General features: G+C 52.2%; 12 protein-coding genes. 6 read left to right on the top strand and 6 right to left on the bottom strand.

Annotated features, from left to right (window positions below; all coding sequences use genetic code 11):
* Positions 1-23: 23 nt before the first annotated feature.
* Positions 24-1,397, bottom strand: a complete 1,374-nt coding sequence (gene yvcK, locus AC812_RS01005; RefSeq protein ID WP_061917996.1) for a YvcK family protein — start codon at positions 1,395-1,397, stop codon at positions 24-26.
* A 95-nt stretch (positions 1,398-1,492) separates the two neighbouring features.
* Between yvcK and AC812_RS01000 the strand changes: the two genes are divergently transcribed.
* The 4 genes from AC812_RS01000 to AC812_RS00985 all read left to right on the top strand — a co-directional run bounded on the left by AC812_RS01000 (position 1,493) and on the right by AC812_RS00985 (position 7,022).
* On the top strand, positions 1,493-2,431 hold the full coding sequence (locus tag AC812_RS01000) for an ROK family protein (RefSeq protein WP_061917998.1): 939 nt from the start codon (positions 1,493-1,495) through the stop codon (positions 2,429-2,431).
* Positions 2,432-2,627: 196 nt separating this feature from the next.
* Complete coding sequence (locus tag AC812_RS00995) at positions 2,628-3,980, top strand: acetyl ornithine aminotransferase family protein (protein ID WP_061918000.1); 1,353 nt, start codon at positions 2,628-2,630, stop codon at positions 3,978-3,980.
* Between the two features lie 12 nt (positions 3,981-3,992).
* The gene (locus AC812_RS00990; RefSeq protein WP_061918002.1) at positions 3,993-5,576 is read left to right on the top strand and encodes an ATP-binding protein; all 1,584 of its coding nucleotides are present in this window, start codon (positions 3,993-3,995) and stop codon (positions 5,574-5,576) included.
* Positions 5,577-5,669: 93 nt separating this feature from the next.
* Positions 5,670-7,022, top strand: coding sequence for a CpXC domain-containing protein (locus tag AC812_RS00985; RefSeq protein ID WP_169787241.1), 1,353 nt, complete (start codon positions 5,670-5,672; stop codon positions 7,020-7,022).
* On the opposite strand, the gene cydC is transcribed toward AC812_RS00985, so the two are convergent.
* The 4 genes from cydC to AC812_RS00965 are packed head-to-tail and all read right to left on the bottom strand — an operon-like array spanning position 7,011 to position 12,695.
* Positions 7,011-8,771 carry a thiol reductant ABC exporter subunit CydC gene (gene cydC, locus AC812_RS00980; RefSeq protein ID WP_061918006.1) on the bottom strand — a complete coding sequence of 587 codons (1,761 nt, stop codon included), beginning with the start codon at positions 8,769-8,771 and terminating at the stop codon, positions 7,011-7,013. The genes AC812_RS00985 and cydC overlap by 12 nt on opposite strands.
* Positions 8,768-10,501 carry a thiol reductant ABC exporter subunit CydD gene (gene cydD / locus AC812_RS00975; RefSeq protein ID WP_082149145.1) on the bottom strand — a complete coding sequence of 578 codons (1,734 nt, stop codon included), beginning with the start codon at positions 10,499-10,501 and terminating at the stop codon, positions 8,768-8,770. Before cydD ends, cydC begins: the two co-directional genes overlap by 4 nt.
* A gap of 31 nt (positions 10,502-10,532) precedes the next feature.
* Complete coding sequence (locus AC812_RS00970) at positions 10,533-11,606, bottom strand: bifunctional phosphoglucose/phosphomannose isomerase (RefSeq protein ID WP_061918008.1); 1,074 nt, start codon at positions 11,604-11,606, stop codon at positions 10,533-10,535.
* Positions 11,607-11,636: 30 nt separating this feature from the next.
* A complete protein-coding gene (locus AC812_RS00965) occupies positions 11,637-12,695 on the bottom strand; it encodes an NBR1-Ig-like domain-containing protein (RefSeq protein WP_061918010.1) in 1,059 nt (352 codons plus the stop codon).
* Positions 12,696-12,801: 106 nt separating this feature from the next.
* Here AC812_RS00965 and fdhD point away from each other — a divergent pair, with 106 nt between their 5' ends.
* A complete protein-coding gene (fdhD, locus tag AC812_RS00960) occupies positions 12,802-13,632 on the top strand; it encodes a formate dehydrogenase accessory sulfurtransferase FdhD (protein ID WP_061918012.1) in 831 nt (276 codons plus the stop codon).
* Here the strand turns inward: fdhD and mobA are convergent.
* Entirely contained in the window at positions 13,614-14,219 is a 606-nt protein-coding gene (gene mobA / locus AC812_RS00955) for a molybdenum cofactor guanylyltransferase (protein WP_061918014.1), read from the bottom strand. The genes fdhD and mobA overlap by 19 nt on opposite strands.
* A 105-nt stretch (positions 14,220-14,324) precedes the next feature.
* Between mobA and nuoF the strand changes: the two genes are divergently transcribed.
* Positions 14,325-16,043, top strand: a complete 1,719-nt coding sequence (gene nuoF, locus AC812_RS00950; RefSeq protein WP_061918016.1) for an NADH-quinone oxidoreductase subunit NuoF — start codon at positions 14,325-14,327, stop codon at positions 16,041-16,043.
* Positions 16,044-16,060 lie beyond the last annotated feature (17 nt).

Below are 16,060 nucleotides of genomic sequence, written 5' to 3'. Positions count from 1 at the left end.
CTGTTTAGTAGAAAAGAATTGGATCAGCCTCTCGTTTCGATTTTTTCGCTCACGAGAGGCTCTTCATCGCGTTGGGAAAGAGGACCGGTTCGATCATAAAACAGGTCCATAACGACCCTGGCAAGCTTCCTTGAATCATGTCGCCAGGGCTGGACTTCATCCAGCAAATCAGCACAGTAGATCGAGTACTGCTCGCTCAGCCGTTCGTTTGGCAGTACCGGCTCAACTTTTTCGGGCAATTGCTCACTGACCCGATTGTTACAGATGACCAGATCAAATATTCTCCCGCCGAGATGCTTTTCAATAGCCTGAACGTGATCAAGGCAGTCGAAATGATCGGTTTCGCCGGGCTGGGTAGCAACATTGCAGATGTAAAACTTGAACGCGCGGCTGGCATTGACGGCCGCTGCAATATCCGGCACCAACAAATTGGGCAGGATACTGGTGAACAGGCTGCCCGGTCCGATCACGATCAGTTCAGCGTTGAGAATCGCTTGAATTGCCATCGGATAGGCTTTGGGATTGGAAGGCTCCAACCACACCCGCTTGACTCTCCCCGGCGTGGTGGGTATGTTGCTCTCCCCTCGCACCCGAACATCCTTTTGAGTGGAAGGGTCAACCAAATCAGCAACCAGGCGAACATCGTGGAGAGTGGAGGGCATAACCCTGCCGCGCACCGCTAAAACCCGCCCCGATTCAGCAACAGCCTTTTCAAAACTCCCGGTAATATCGGCCAGAGCTGAAATGAACAAATTTCCCAGACTGTGCCCGTTGACTCCCGCGGCTTCACTGAAGCGGTACTGAAAAATTTGGGTCAGCAAGTCCTCATCATCCGAAAGGGCAGCCAGACAGTTGCGAATATCACCCGGCGGCAAAATGCCCAAACTACGCCGCAATGCACCCGAAGAACCGCCATCATCCGCAACGGTAACAATGGCAGTCAGGTTGTGAGTGTACTCTTTCAGGCCGCGCAACAAAGAAGACAAACCAGTACCACCACCAATCACCACCACCCGCGGCCCTTTTTCCTTTCGGCGGTAACTGCTAACGGTATCCACAATCGGCTTATCAGGGCGCATAAAGGGTCTTAAAAGCGAACGATTGAACCCAATGACGCTGTATAAAATCAGACCAATCCCGGCAAGCGTGAAGATCACCACCCGCATGCCACGGTCGAGTTCTTGCAGGGAAAGCAGCGTCAGAACAGGTTGCAGGGTTTCGGGCGCATTTCGGTAAAGATCCAGCGCCACCATGGTCAAACCCAACGCTACCAGCGTCGTGCCAACCAATAAGGGGATCAGCCAGCGTTTAACCCCAATACCCGGAGCCAGCCAGCGTAATTCCTGCCTGACGGTTTGAAAGAAGCGTTGAATTCCGGGCATCTTTTTGGGCTGCATACCACATCTATTTATAATCTTGTTTTCCCTCAGCGTCAACTCACCTGAGGTTGATCAGTCAAATTTTGTGATACTCTTCTGATATAATTTGTGACATGGATAACTTTATTGTAGCAGATATTGGCGGCACTCAAATACGGGTGGCTTTGTTTTCGAGGGGAAGAATTGACCCGCTGAAAGTCCGCAAAATCCGCACTCGTGACAAAGAGCAGACCCCTCTGGAACGATTGATTGCCCTGATTAAAGAGGTCTGGGCAGACATGGATAACGTCCGGGCAATTTGCGTTGCGGTTCCCGGCTTTATTGATGCAGAAAATGGCCTCATCATTGATGCCAACAATATTCCTGGCTGGGTAAATTACCCCATTCGTCAGCTGCTTGCGGAGCATTTCTCGGTTCCAATCCTGATTGGCAATGATGCCAACCTCGCCGCATTGGGGGAATGGCGTTACGGCGCCGGGCAAGGTCATCATCATCTTCTGTATTTGACGATCAGCACGGGCATTGGCGGGGGTGTCATCATCAATGACCAACTACTGGTGGGGGCGCGCGGTTTAGCCGCCGAATTTGGACACATTACCATCATCCCCGAAGGACCCACTTGCAGTTGCGGACAGCGCGGCCATTTAGAAGCGGTCGCCTCTGGGACGGCAATCGCCCGCTGGGTGCAGGAAAAAATTGCTTTGGGTTTCCCGTCCTCCCTTGAGGGAAAAGCCAGTCTCACCGCCCGGGAAGTTGCTGAAGCCGCGCATCAGGGGGATGAATTGGCCTTGCGAGCCATGAGCCGTGCCGGAACATATATCGGTTATGCAATTGCCGATTTTCTGCATTTGTTCAATCCATCAATTGTCATCCTGGGGGGTGGTGTCTCCACTACCGGCCCGTTGCTGATTGATCCGCTGCGCGCTGCTGTTGTGGAGCGAATCATGGACCGTGCCTATCTGAAAGACCTGACCATCACTACCGCCCAACTGGGGGATAATGCCGGGTTGGTTGGCGCACTGGCGCTGGCCGAAAGCGGCATTGATCCGTAAAAGCCCGTCCATTCTCAAATCGCTAACGTCAGTCGGTTCATAAACGATTCCCCCAACGAAAAAGAACCAATCGGATATGGACAACAAAGGTTATCCCATGCGGCGATTTGCTATAATCAACTCAACAACAGTCTCTTTCGAGTTTTTATAAACGCTACCCAAAAATCCCTGACTGCAAAACAATTATGGAGGATTTATGCCAATTAAAAACCTGCCCGGACCCCAGGCGCGGAAGTGGATTGAGCGTGATCATGCCGTAATATCACCATCCTACCCGCGGGGTTATCCCTTCGTCATGGACCACGGAAGGGGTGTCGAAGTCTGGGACGTGGACGGCAACCGCTTTCTGGATTTTTCAGCAGGCATTGCGGTTGTTTCCACCGGTCATTCCCACCCCAGGGTGGTCAAGGCCATTCAGGAACAAGCCGAAAAGTTTATTCACATTTCCTCGGACTTTTATCACCAAAAATGGATTGAACTGGCCGAGAAAATCAACCAGATTGCTCCATTTCAAGAAGATGCCGTCAGTTTTATGACTAATTCCGGCACCGAGAGTATCGAGGCTGCGATAAAACTGGCCCGCTACACGACCAAACGCACGGAATTCATTGGATTTTTAGGGGGGTTTCACGGACGAACAATGGGGGCGGTTACTTTTACTGCCAGCAAAGCATCCTATCACCGGGGTTTCTTCCCATTAATGAACGGCGTAGTCCATGTTCCCTTCCCCGATCCATACCGCCCCATCCTCGCCAGCCGTCCAGGTGAGGATTATGGTGAAACGGTTGTCCGTTATATCGAAGAGGAAATTTTAGGCCGCATTCTGCCGGCCGATGCGGTTGCCGGCATTCTGGTCGAGCCTGTTCAGGGCGAAGGTGGCTACATCATTCCCCCGCCGGGTTTCTTCCCCGCCCTGCGCCGTTTGTGCGACCGGCACGGCATCTTGCTCATCGCCGATGAGGTACAATCCGGCGTTGGGCGCACCGGCAAATGGTGGGCAATTGAGCATTTTGGCGTTGAACCGGATATCTTTTGCGTGGCTAAGGGGATTGCTTCCGGTATGCCGTTAGGTTTAATGGTTGCCCGAAAATCGCTCGTCACCTGGACAAAGGGCTCTCACGGTAATACCTATGGAGGCAATCCACTTTCTTGCGCCGCAGCGCTGGCTACATTAGAAATCATTGAAGATGAACTGCTCGAAAATGCCACCCGGGCAGGCAACTACGCCATGGAAAAACTGCGTGCCATCCAGGAAAAACATCCCTCCATCGGTGAGGTGCGCGGGATCGGTTTGATGATCGGGATTGAGTTCGTCTATGACCGTCAAACCAAACAGCACGCCGATGATCTCCGAGACCGGGTCGTTGATTTGGCCTTTGAAAATGGTTTGTTAACCCTGGGCGCTGGTCGAAATGTCATCCGCATTTCTCCACCGCTCAGCGTCAGTTTGAACGAGCTGGATGAAGGATTGGCCATTTTGGAACAGGCCATCGCACAGGCAGAACAGGAAATGCTGCCGGTGAGTCAGACTCAACCCCAGCCCTGCTAGAAGGAATTTTCGATGCTGTTGCCTGATTTTCGTGTCCGACAACGCGATTACTTGCTGGAAATCTCCCGCGCCCTGACTCAGGAACTGGATCTGGAAAAATTACTTGGTCGGATTCTGGCAATTTCCATTGAAATGCTGGCCGGACAGGCAGGGCTGATCGCCCTTCGAGATGAACGCGGTAGCTGGACTGTACCGGTGTCCAATGGTCTGCCGCCTTTATTTCTGCGCTACCTTGCGCCCTATCTGGATCAGATCACCGAAGATACCCCCCCTGATGAGTTCGAATTGCTCGAAATCAACCGCCGGTTGCGAGAACTGGCGCGCATGGCCAGTATGGGCTTGTTAAACGGGGTTGTCTTGCCGCTGGTCGCCCGCCAAACCGTCGTGGGTGTGATCTTTATCTTTCGTTCCTACCCGGACAACTTCTCCGCCAACGACCGCGCCCTGTTACGCAGTTTTGCCGATCAAGCGGCCATCGCCGTTCAAAACGCCCAGTTATACACTCAATCCGAGCGCACCAATCAGCGTTTGAACGCCCTGCTGGACTCGGTTGCAGATGGCATTCTCATCCTGGCCCCGGATTTGAAAATTGACCGAAGCAACCCCGCCGCCGCAAGGCTCTTAAACCGGCCCCTTGAAAAAATTCAGGGCAAACCACATGAAGAAATTATCCGCTGGGCAAAACCACCCCGCGACATGACCCTTGAACAGGCGGTGGCCGGCGGTTGGCCGTTAACCGCTCATGCCCATTTGTATGTTGAAGGTGACCTCATTCGCGGCGATTCCTTACCTCCGCTTCCGGTTGGTATTACTTATGCTCCACTGATATCGGACGGCATTTTGCTGAATATCATCGCTACCCTGCGCGATATTACCCACTTCCGACAGGCAGAAGAACTCAAAAGCACCTTCATCTCCATCATCTCTCACGAACTCAAAACACCGCTGGCTCTGATCAAAGGCTATGTCAGCACTCTACGCCGGGAAGATGCCCGTTGGGATCGCGAAATCGTCAACGAGAGTCTGGCAATTATTGAAGAGGAAGCCGATCGTCTGGATTTGCTGGTTGAAAATCTGTTGGATGCCTCCCGTCTGCAGGCTGGTGGATTGGCGCTCAAACTCTCTGATGTTAATGTGCCCGATCTGGCCCGGCGAACCGCCGAACGGATGCAGATTCAGACTACCCGCCACACCATCCTGACCGATTTTCCACCTGATTTTCCAATCATCCTGGCGGATGAAAACCGCTTACGTCAGGTGCTGGCAAACCTGATCTCGAACGCCATCAAATATGCTCCGGAGGGGGAAATTCGGATCAACGGGCAGGTGAGGCCGGATATTGTGATCATCTGTGTCAGCGATCAGGGGCCGGGTATTGCCCCGGATGATATTCCACATGTTTTCGACCGATTCTACCGCTCCGCGGAGGCGATGCGCCAGACCAAAGGAGCCGGTTTAGGCCTGTACCTGACCAAAGCCATTGTCGAAGCCCATGGCGGAAAAATCTGGGTGGATACCGAAAGCGGTAAAGGGGCGAGAATCTGCTTTTCGCTACCCCGTATCGAAGAAACACCCCCTCCGCCGAAAGTGGTATAATGAACCCGTTCGTTCCGCCACCGGCTGAGGCGAGGAATACCCCGCCCCAGATTTTTTATAATGATTTCTTTGATAGAAGGTGAGAAAATTCGCATGGCAAAAATTCAGACCCAATGTCCTCGCTGCAAAGCCCCCGTCGTCGCAGAAATTGAGCAGCTGTTCGACCTGAATGTCAACCCGCAGGCCAAACAGCAATTGTTAAGCGGTCAGGTGAATGTGATTCACTGTCCCTCCTGCGGTTATGAAGGTATGCTTGGCACCCCTATTGTGTATCATGATCCTGACAAGGAATTATTGCTCACTTTTGTTCCCCCCGAATTGGGTTTACCGGCCAATGAACAGGAAAAACTGGTTGGACCGCTGATTAATCAGGTCATGAACAAACTGGCGCCAGAAAAGCGTAAAGCCTACCTTTTACGGCCTCAAACCATGCTCACCTTTCAAACCTTAATTGAACGGGTCTTAGAAGCCGATGGTATTACCCGCCAGATGATTGATGAGCAGCAAAAACGGCTCAATTTGCTCCAGCGGATTCTTTCCACCCCTCAAGCCGAATTGCGCCTGGAAATTATCAAGCAGGAAGAAGCCTTGATTGATGCTGGCATGTTCTCATTGCTCACCCGTCTGATCGAGAGCGCCCTTGCACAAGGCGATGAGCGTGGAGCCAGGGTTCTGGCTGCCATCCAGAAAGAACTGCTGGATAATACCGCTGTCGGTCAGGAAATCAAAAGTCAGTCTGAAGAAGCCCAGCAAGCCGTTCAAATGCTGCAAGAAGCCGCAAAAGAAGGTTTCACCCGCCAGAAATTGCTCGATCTGGTTCTGCAAACCGCCAATAGTGATGTCAAACTCAGCACCATTGTTTCAATGACCCGCAACGGCATGGATTACACCTTCTTCCAAATGCTGGCTGAACGGATTGATCAGGCAAGCGGCGAGGAGAAAACCCGTTTGGAGAATCTGCGTCAAAAATTGCTTGATTTTACGCGCAAAATTGATGAGCAGATTCAACTGCAACTGGAAGACAGCCGAAAACTGTTGAATCAAATTTTAGCCTCAGAAAATATCGAAACTGCCACACAGGAACATCTGGGGGAGATGGACGCCTATTTCGTTGAAGTATTACAGGAAGAAATGAATACCGCTCGTTCCAACGGGGACCTCGAACGAATTGCCAAGCTTCAAAAGGTCAATGGCGTCCTGGAAAAGGCTTCTGCGCCCCCGCCCGAACTGGCCCTGATTGAACAACTCCTCGAAGCCCCCACTTATGACGAGCGCATGAAACTCATGCAGGAAAAAGCCGAGATGGTCACCCCAGAATTTGTTCAAATGCTTTCGGCGCTGATTGCCCAAAGCGAGCAAGAACAGCCCCCTGAGGTGGTCACCGCCTTGAAAGAGATTTACCGCATTGCCCTGCGTGTTTCGATGATGTCAGCCTTAAATCAATAGTTGAGGTCCGGAATTCCACAGGACGCGCTGCTGCGCCTGCCATAAACCGGAATACACACCGCCTGCCGCCAGCAGGCGGTGATGATTTCCGCGTTCGACGATTTGCCCATTTTGCAGCACAAGAATTTCATCCATCTGATCCATCTCAATCAAGCGATGGGTGATCCACAACACACCCTGCTCCCGAAAAAGATCAAAAATCGTTCTTATCAATTGAATTTCATTCAACGAATCCAGGCCCGCAGTTGGCTCATCCAGCAGGATGAAGGGCGCCTGACTCAGCAAAGCCCGTGCCACAGCCAACCGTTGGCGCTCCCCTCCGCTCAGGAACTGACCGTGTTCGCCCACCCAGCTTTCCAATCCATCCGGTAAAGCCTTCAGCCATTCGGTTAAACCCGCCGTTTGAATGGCGTGGTAAAGTGCCTCATCACTGGCATCGGGACGGGCAATCAACAAGTTTTGCCGGACGGTGGCGCTGAACAGATACGGCGTTGCCGAAACAACCCCAAAATAACCCCGGATGTGGGTCGAATCGAGATGTTGATAACCCACTCCATTCAAGCGAATTTCCCCCTCGTCATAATCCCAAAAGCGAAGCAGAAGTTGAATTAACGTGGACTTACCAGCCCCGCTTTCTCCCACAACGGCAATTTTCCTGCCGGGGGAAAGCCAGAAATCAATCCCCCTCAGGGCCGGCAGCGTCAGTTCGGGATAGGTAAAGGTGAGTTTGTTGACCTCCAGCCGAGGATATTCGACCGCAGGCGTCCCTTGCGGGTCAATGGGATCATTCACGGCTGGTGACTGGTCGCTAATTTCAAACAATCGCTTCGCCGATTCGAGATTTCCGCTCAACAGTTGAGCGGCTTGCGGCAGTGAATTGACCGCTTCAAAACTGGCCAGGGTAAGCACGGCAAGGACTGCCAGCCGGTAACCTTCCAATGCACCGGCATTGACCAGCGGAATAGCCAACCACAACACCAGCACGAGGGTGAAATTGCTCAGAAAGGTCATTAGCCCGTTGACCAAACCACTGCCCAGTACCATGTGACGTTGAATGCGAGAAACCGCCGTGAGCGAAAACTCGACATCCCCCTTAATTCTCCCTTCTTGGCTATACGCAACAATATCCGCAAGCCCCTGGATGATTCCCACCATCTCCGCGTTCAACAGCGCCCTTTGCTGAACATAAACTCCCCCCCATTTCTGACCAATCCAGTAAGCCAGCAAAGATAATCCCCCACCGCCTGTCAGCAGCCCCCCGGCCAGCACCATACCCAGCCGCCAATCCACCAGCCCGACAAACCAGCCCATTCCGACAGTAACCAGAATCGCACTCAACGGCGGAGCAATCACCCGCACATAAAAATTTTCCAGCGTTTCAATATCCCCAATCGCCCGCTGAAGGACATCTCCGCTTCGATAGTCCTGCAGCCTGGCCGGGACCAGCGGTTCCAGACGACGATAAAACCATACCCGTAACTGAGCCAGCAGTCGAAAATTGACCGAATGCGACACCAAACGTTCTAAGTAGCGCAGGACGGCACGTGAAATTCCAAAAAAGCGCACTCCAACGATGGACACCTGCAAAGGTGCAATACCGGGCTGTAAAGCCGCTCGCGCAATTAAATCTGCCGAGGTGCCCAACAACCCAACACCTGCAAAAACGGTGGCAGCATTCAACAACACCGACAGGGTGACCCATCCCCAAAATGGCTTCAAAAATCCCAGGAGGCGCAGGATAGCCCTCATAACCTCCCCCCGTAACCCTGCACCAGACGGGCATAGAAGCCATTTTGGTCTATTAATTGAAGGTGATTCCCTTCTTCAATTACCTGCCCATCCTGTAAAACCAAAATCCGATCAGCCCGCATGACAGTCGGCAGGCGATGAGCAATCATCAAAACGGTACGACCCGTGCACAATCGAAGGATGCTTTCTTCCAGAACCTGTTCCAGCGAAGCATCCAGATGCGCGGTTGGCTCATCCAAAATCACAATTGGCGTATTTTTAAGAAAAGCCCGCGCCAGTGCCAGCCGCTGAATTTCTCCGCTACTGAGTTTTGCCCCTTGCTCCCCAATCCGTGTGTCCAGTCCGTCCGGCAGACGCCCAACCACCTCGTCCAATCTCGCCTGTTGAATCGCCCTTTTCAATTCCAATTCATCTGCCTGAGGCGCCACCAGCAGGAGATTGTCGCGCAGCGTACCGTGTATCACGTAGGGCCGCTGTCCAACCCATGCAATTTGCCGACGCCACGAACGCGGATCAATTTCGGCCAGCGAGTGCTGATTGACCCATATATGACCTTGTTGAGGTTGAATGAAGCCGATCATCAAACTGGCCAGCGTGGTTTTTCCGCTCCCGCTGCTGCCAACCAAAGCCACGCTCTCACCATAGCGGATTTCAAAATTCAGGTCTCTCAAAGCGGCCGTTTCTCGTTCCGGAAAACGGAAATGCACATTTTCAAATCGAATGACACCTCCGCTTTGAAATAAAGGAGCAGTTTTAGTAGAGATTTTGTCCAGATGTGGCACGGAGTCAATCCATCCAAAAATTCGATTTGCAGCGCTCACGCCGCTCATGCCGGCATGAAAGCGCTGCCCCAGCAAGCGCAACGGCTGATAAAACTCCGGCGCCAACAACAAAACCACAAAAGCCTGTTCAAACGGCATCAGGCCGTAAAGCAAACGCAACCCAATTTGAACCGCAACGACCGCCGTGCTGATGGTTGCTACCAGTTCTAACACCAGCGCCGATAAAAACGTAACTCGCAGCACCTCCATCGTTTTTTTGCGGTAGTCTTCGGATACTCTGGAAATCCGCTCAGCGTGTCCGCGAGAACGATTCCACTGTTTGAGTTCTCTCAACCCCTGCAGGGTGTCCAGAAAGAAGGCACTCATCCGGCTGAGAGCCTGCCATTGGCGGCGCGTGACATTTTCCGAACCCTTTCCAATCAACACCATAAAAAAGGGAATCAGAGGAGCCGTCAATAAAAAGACCAGACCGGAAAGCCAATCCAGCGGGAAGACCGCCAGCAAAATGGTTAGAGGGGTGATTGCAGCCACAACCAGTTGGGGAAGGTATTGAGAATAGTAGGCATCCAGGGCCTCTACCCCATTGATAAATGTATTGCTGATTTCTCCACTATTTTCCTGCTGAACAAGTGACGGGCTACTATCCAGCAGCAGGTTAAGGAATTTTCTGCGGAGGTTGTCTTTGATCCTGATCGCCAGCCAGCCGGAAATGACCTCGATTCCTCCCACCGCCCCTGACCGCAAAGATCCGATGACGAGCAGACCGCCCAGCCACGGCAGCACTTCGTTCAAATCGCCACCGTTTAAAAATACAGCAGATAAAATTCGACTCAACATGCGTGCCTGCAGAACAATCAGGACCGCCGCTGCAAGACTTACGCTCCCAATCAACACCACCAGCCAACGTTCCGGCCCTAAAAGGCCAAGCAGACGCCTGTCAAGTTTCATCTTTTTTTGTCAGGTCACTGATCCGAAAGCACTACTTTTGAGGACGGGCGTGTTTCAGGGCAAGTTTCAGGGACTCAATTGCCGGAACGGGTGTCGGATCAACCCCATAAGCCATCGCCAGATAGTAGGAAACATAGTCCCCAAAATGGAGAGTTGTCCACATTTGCGCCAAACGGCTTTCACCTTTGGCCTGAAAATAATCCGTACCCAAACCAGCCAGCATAAAAGTTTGCCGGGTCAGATCACTGCGCAGGATGTTCTGAGGATGATCCAGCGAAGCCTTTAAAAAGATGATCATCGTCTGGCTGAGCATGGATGGCGGGTTTTCCACACCGGCAAGGGTGTTATGGTCGGCTTCCGGTAAAAATTCAAATTGTGCCCAGGTCTTGGAAACCTCGCTGATCTGGCCTTTCCAACGCCGCGCTACCGGAGCAAGAAAACCCGATCCCATCACCACTACCCAGCGGTTGATCAATTGACCGGCTAAGCGTTTAGCCGGATTGCTCGTAACCGGTACTTCTGCCAGCAAGGTTTGTTGTTGCTGCCGCATCGCCTGAGTAGCATCCCTCAACTCTGCGGACGGGTCAGGCAACAAACCCAGCCGACTCAACATCGCCAGCAGCAATCCAAAGGAAAATCCCACTGCCGCCCGTGGTTGCCCGGTGTGCTTGAAACGCCAGAGCGGAATTCCCTGACTTTCAGCCAGTTCAGCCAGCTTGCCGCCTGTGCATATGGCTGCCACCGAGCAGCCGGCTGCAATGGCTTGTTCAAAAACCGAGAGTGTTTCTTCCGTGTTACCAGAATGACTGGAAGCAATCACCAGTGTCGCCGGTGAGTTCGCCCAGGCCGGCAGCGTGTAATCGCGTTGAACCACGAAGGGTACCCGTCCAAGCGGTTCGAGATAAGCCCCTAACAGGTCTGCCCCAATCGCTGAACCGCCCATTCCGGCAACCAGCACCTGTTGAATATCACTTACCGGCGGCAGTGATAATTGATTCCCCATCTCCCAGGCTTGTTCCAGTTGGGAAGGCAAGTGATTAATCTCTCCCAACATGTTTTGGGAATCAATTTGGGAAAATTTCTGAAAGTCATCCAGGCTGTTCATCGTGTTCTCCACAATCTTGATGGTATTTGGTCATGGGATTGCCCATGTAAGGAAATCAAAGCGAATCGTCAGCGGTGATGGCGAAATTGAAACTACCCTCAAACTACCCGAAAGCCCCTGATTGGTTCGGTAACAAAGAAAAGTACCCTCCGGAATTGATTCCACGCCGATGCGGTTTGTTGAAAAAATTGCACTGCGGCAATCATTGACGGACGGCTGGACCTCTCCGAAAATCATCAATCCGGCATTCCCGAACACCTCGACCCAAATACTTCCTTCATCGGTTTGTATAAGTCGAATATCCGCCTTTTCCTCGTCGCCGCTCAACTCACCAAGGTCAAGATCAACCCATTCCCCCAATCCGAGGTCAAACCTGCCGCTGGCAAGAGTGATTGGAGTTGGTGTCGTTGTTGGAGTTGCCGTCGGCGTGGAGGTGTAAATCGCGATGACCTGGATACGAGCCCAAAAAGGGGCATTTCCGCCCGGCCCAATCCCAAATAATTTACCTTCTGGATTCCGCAGCATCCAGTAACTGGTGTATAAACCGGGCTGTTGCGGTGCTAACATATCCACCGCAATATCCACGCTTTCACCGGGTTCAACTTTACCCGGCAGGGGCTGTGAGGGGCTGACTCCCAGTCGGTCACCGGAAAACCAGACCACCTGATAATTCCGATTCCAGGTACACGACCCGCGATTGACCAGCCGCCAGATTTTGGTAAACTGCTGACCCGGTAACAAACGGCTGTCATCCGGGTAAGTCACATCCAGCATGCTCCCCGCCCCGGCCCGATCACACGGAATTTCGGCAGGAAATGCTGTGCCAGTATTTTGTAGCGAAGGGGTCGGTGTAAGGATAATCGGCGTGGGGGTAACCGCCGGTTGGGTTACATTCTGGTTCAAAGTCGCCGCTAAACTGGCTGCAATTTGAGTAAGTTGAATTTCCGCGGTTTGAGCAAGTGCGGTCAAGTCCAATGAAGCAGCAGGGCTGCCGGATGGTATGTTGCAGGCAGCCAAAGCAATCATCAAAAACAAGGTAGAAAAAAGGAAAATGATATACCGGATTGATAAATAAAACCCATCGTTCATGGCATGACCAATTCTACCAAGAATTCTGGCTGCACACAGAATCTGGATAATCAAGTAAAATTAGAGAACCTCTGTCCGATAATTACTGTTAGAAAAAAGGGCTCACATGATTAAACATGACGCGGTTCAACCCGTCCGTTATCTTCAATACCGAAGTGGAATCACTTCTCTGGTGGAAGAAGGACTTGTTATTTCCGAAGCCAGTGTCAGTCTGACGGTTAATGGAACACTCTGGCTATCCTGGATGTGCACCCCGCTGGAACTGGAAGATTTAGCCGTTGGTTTTCTATTCAACGAAGGAATCATTCAAAGCATCCATGAGATTGAAATCCTGCGCCCCTGCGATCATGGCGCAAATGTGGATGTCTGGCTCAATCATCCGGTGGAAAAACCCCTCACGTGGCGCAAGACTTCCGGCTGCACAGGTGGTGTGACCAGCGATGATGCTCAAAAACACACCCAGCCCATCCTCAACGGAGATGTCTTTCCGGCAGAAAAACTGGTTATGTGGATGGATTTACTGTTCGATTCCCAACAGTTATACCGGCAAACGCGCGGCGTCCACTGCTCTTTATTAACCGACGGGAATAAGGTCATCGCCCTTGCCGAAGACATCGGCAGGCACAATACTCTCGATAAAATTGCGGGTAAAATCCTGCGTCAATCGCTCCAGCCCAGCCGGCGCATTATCCTGACCACCGGACGGATCAGTTCAGAGATGTTGCAAAAAGCCGCCCGGATTGGCGCTTCGATTGTCATCTCGCGCACCTCGCCCACTTCTCTTTCCATTCAACTGGCTGACCAGTACGGGATTACCTTGATCGGTTATGCCCGCCGCAATCAGTTCAACCTCTACACCCATCCGCAGCGGGTTCGTTTTGACGAATCCTCAAATGCTACCGAAAAACACACTGCTCCCTATTCCATTTCGGCGTGAGCCGCTGCCTCGGCACGGGTTAATTCCTGCGGGGTATTGATATTCCAGAAAATTCGTCCTTGCGGATCAAAAGGCTCCCATTCCGTCTGTTCGATGGTGTAAAGCCTCACCTTTGGAAACCACGCAATCATTTTTCTCTCGCCCATTTGAATTGCCAGCTCAACTGCCTGTTTACATGTCTGGGTGCGATAAACAGCATGGAGAGGCTCATAACCGCCCTCGCCTCTGGGAACCACCGCATCCCAATTCCCCTGTTCCAAAACCTGTAACTGGTACACCAGCAATTCAGCACTGACGAACGGCATATCACAGGCCAGCACAGCTGTTACTGGCGAGTTGGAAACTGATAAAGCGGTCAGAAGACCACCCAAAGCTCCATAGCCGGGCAAAATGTCCGGATATATCGGCAAATTCAAAAAGTCATAATCCGCCGGTTGATTGGCGGTAATCAAGACCTCCCCGGCAATGGGTTTGACCCGTTCGACCACCCGCTCAATCAAAGGCTGCCCCATGAATGGAAGCAAAGCCTTGTTTTTTCCCATCCGACGGGATTCACCGCCTGCTTGAACCACTACCGTCAACTTCATGTATAATAATTATAACCGGTTTAGTAGGAATTATCCGACTTCACCCCCAACCATTGCTCCCCTCTGCTGCTCTTTCCAAAATTCGCTGGTCGAAAAGGAGAACCCATGTCCGACCTGGATTTAAGTCCCCTTCTCCATCGTTTGGAAAGCTATCATTCGCGGGGACGAACGTCCCTGCTGCCTGCCCTGCATGATGCTCAGCAAATTTACGGTTACATTCCCCGTGTGGCTGCCGAAGCCGTCGGACAGGCTTTGAACGTCCCGCTTGCCGAAATTTATGGAGTGATTGAATTTTATTCCCTGTTTTACAGCCAACCGGTTGGAAAAACCGTCATCCACGTTTGCAATGACCCGGCTTGTGCATTGGCAGGTTCCGAAACGCTTTTCAAACAAATTCGCTTTCAGCAAGAGGCTGCCCCAACCGGCAATTCGTCATCTTCTTTGACGATCGAGATGGCACCCTGTTTAGGCCTGTGTGAACACGCACCTGCCGTTCTGGTACAGGGTCAGCCGGTTGCCAGAGCTGACCGCCAAACCTGGCAGGATTTGGTCAGTGGTAGGGGCGAGCGGCCTTCCAGTCTGCTGGGTGGCACGGTCTCAATCCTGACAGCCAACTGCGGGCTGGGTCATACCGTTGAATTATCCGAGTACCTCGACCTGGGCGGTTATCAGGCTCTCCGCAAAGCTCTCCAAACCCCGCCGCGCCAGATCATTGAGGAAATCAAAGCCGCCGGGTTGGTTGGACGGGGTGGAGCTGCCTTCCCAACCGGTTTGAAATGGGAAGCCGCCGCGAATGCTCCCGGATCAGTCAAATATGTTGTCTGCAATGCCGATGAAGCTGAACCCGGCACCTTTAAGGACCGTGTCTTGATGGAAGATGACCCCCACAGCATCCTGGAAGGGATTATCATCGCCGGTTATGCCATTGGTGCCCAAAAGGGCTATGTCTATATCCGCGGTGAGTACTTGTTGCCCTATCAGGCCATGAAGAAAGCCGTGGAAGACGCCCGCGAAGCCGGTTTTCTGGGTAATAATATCCTCGATACCGATTTTAACTTTGACATCGAAATTCGACGCGGTGCAGGCGCTTACATCTGCGGCGAAGAAACCGCTCTATTTGAGTCCATCGAAGGTAAACGCGGCTTTCCAAGGTTAAAACCACCCTTCCCAACCACTCACGGATTATTCGGCAAGCCCACGGTGATTAATAATGTAGAAACCCTCGCCAATGTACCGGTGATCATCCGCAAAGGAGCCGCTCATTATCGCAAATTGGGAACCGAAAAATCTCCCGGCAGTAAATTGTTCTGTCTCTCCGGAGATGTGGTTCGACCGGGTCTGTACGAAGTACCCTTTGGGATACCTTTTCATCATTTATTGTATGATCTGGCTGGTGGTGTCCGGCCCGGTCATCACCTTCAGGCAGCTTTGTTTGGTGGAGCAGCCGGCGCATTTGCCACCCCTGATCACTTGAATGTACGCTTGACCTTTGAGGACTTGAAAGAAGCCGGTTTACCGCTTGGTTCAGGCGTGATCACCGTATTCGATGAAACCCGCGACTTACGGGATATTTGCCTGCGATTGGCGCGTTTCTTTGCGGAGGAATCCTGCGGTAAGTGCTATCCCTGTCAAATGGGCACCCAGCGCCAATTTGAAATTTTGGAACGCATCGCCAGAGGTGAAGTTCAACAGGAAGACTGGGAACGCCTTCAAGATGTCGGCTGGACGATGACCGATTCTTCCCTTTGCGGTTTAGGACAAACTGCTGCTTCTGCCATACTGAGTGCCATGAAGCACTTTCCTCACCTGTTTCAACCCATCTAAATAATACGGAAGGGTAA

Origin of the sequence: Bellilinea caldifistulae, from assembly GCF_001306055.1 — a bacterium.
GTDB lineage: Bacteria > Chloroflexota > Anaerolineae > Anaerolineales > Anaerolineaceae > Bellilinea > Bellilinea caldifistulae.
The sequence above is the reverse complement of the archived record's forward strand: the minus strand, read 5'-3'. Positions and strand labels throughout refer to the sequence as shown.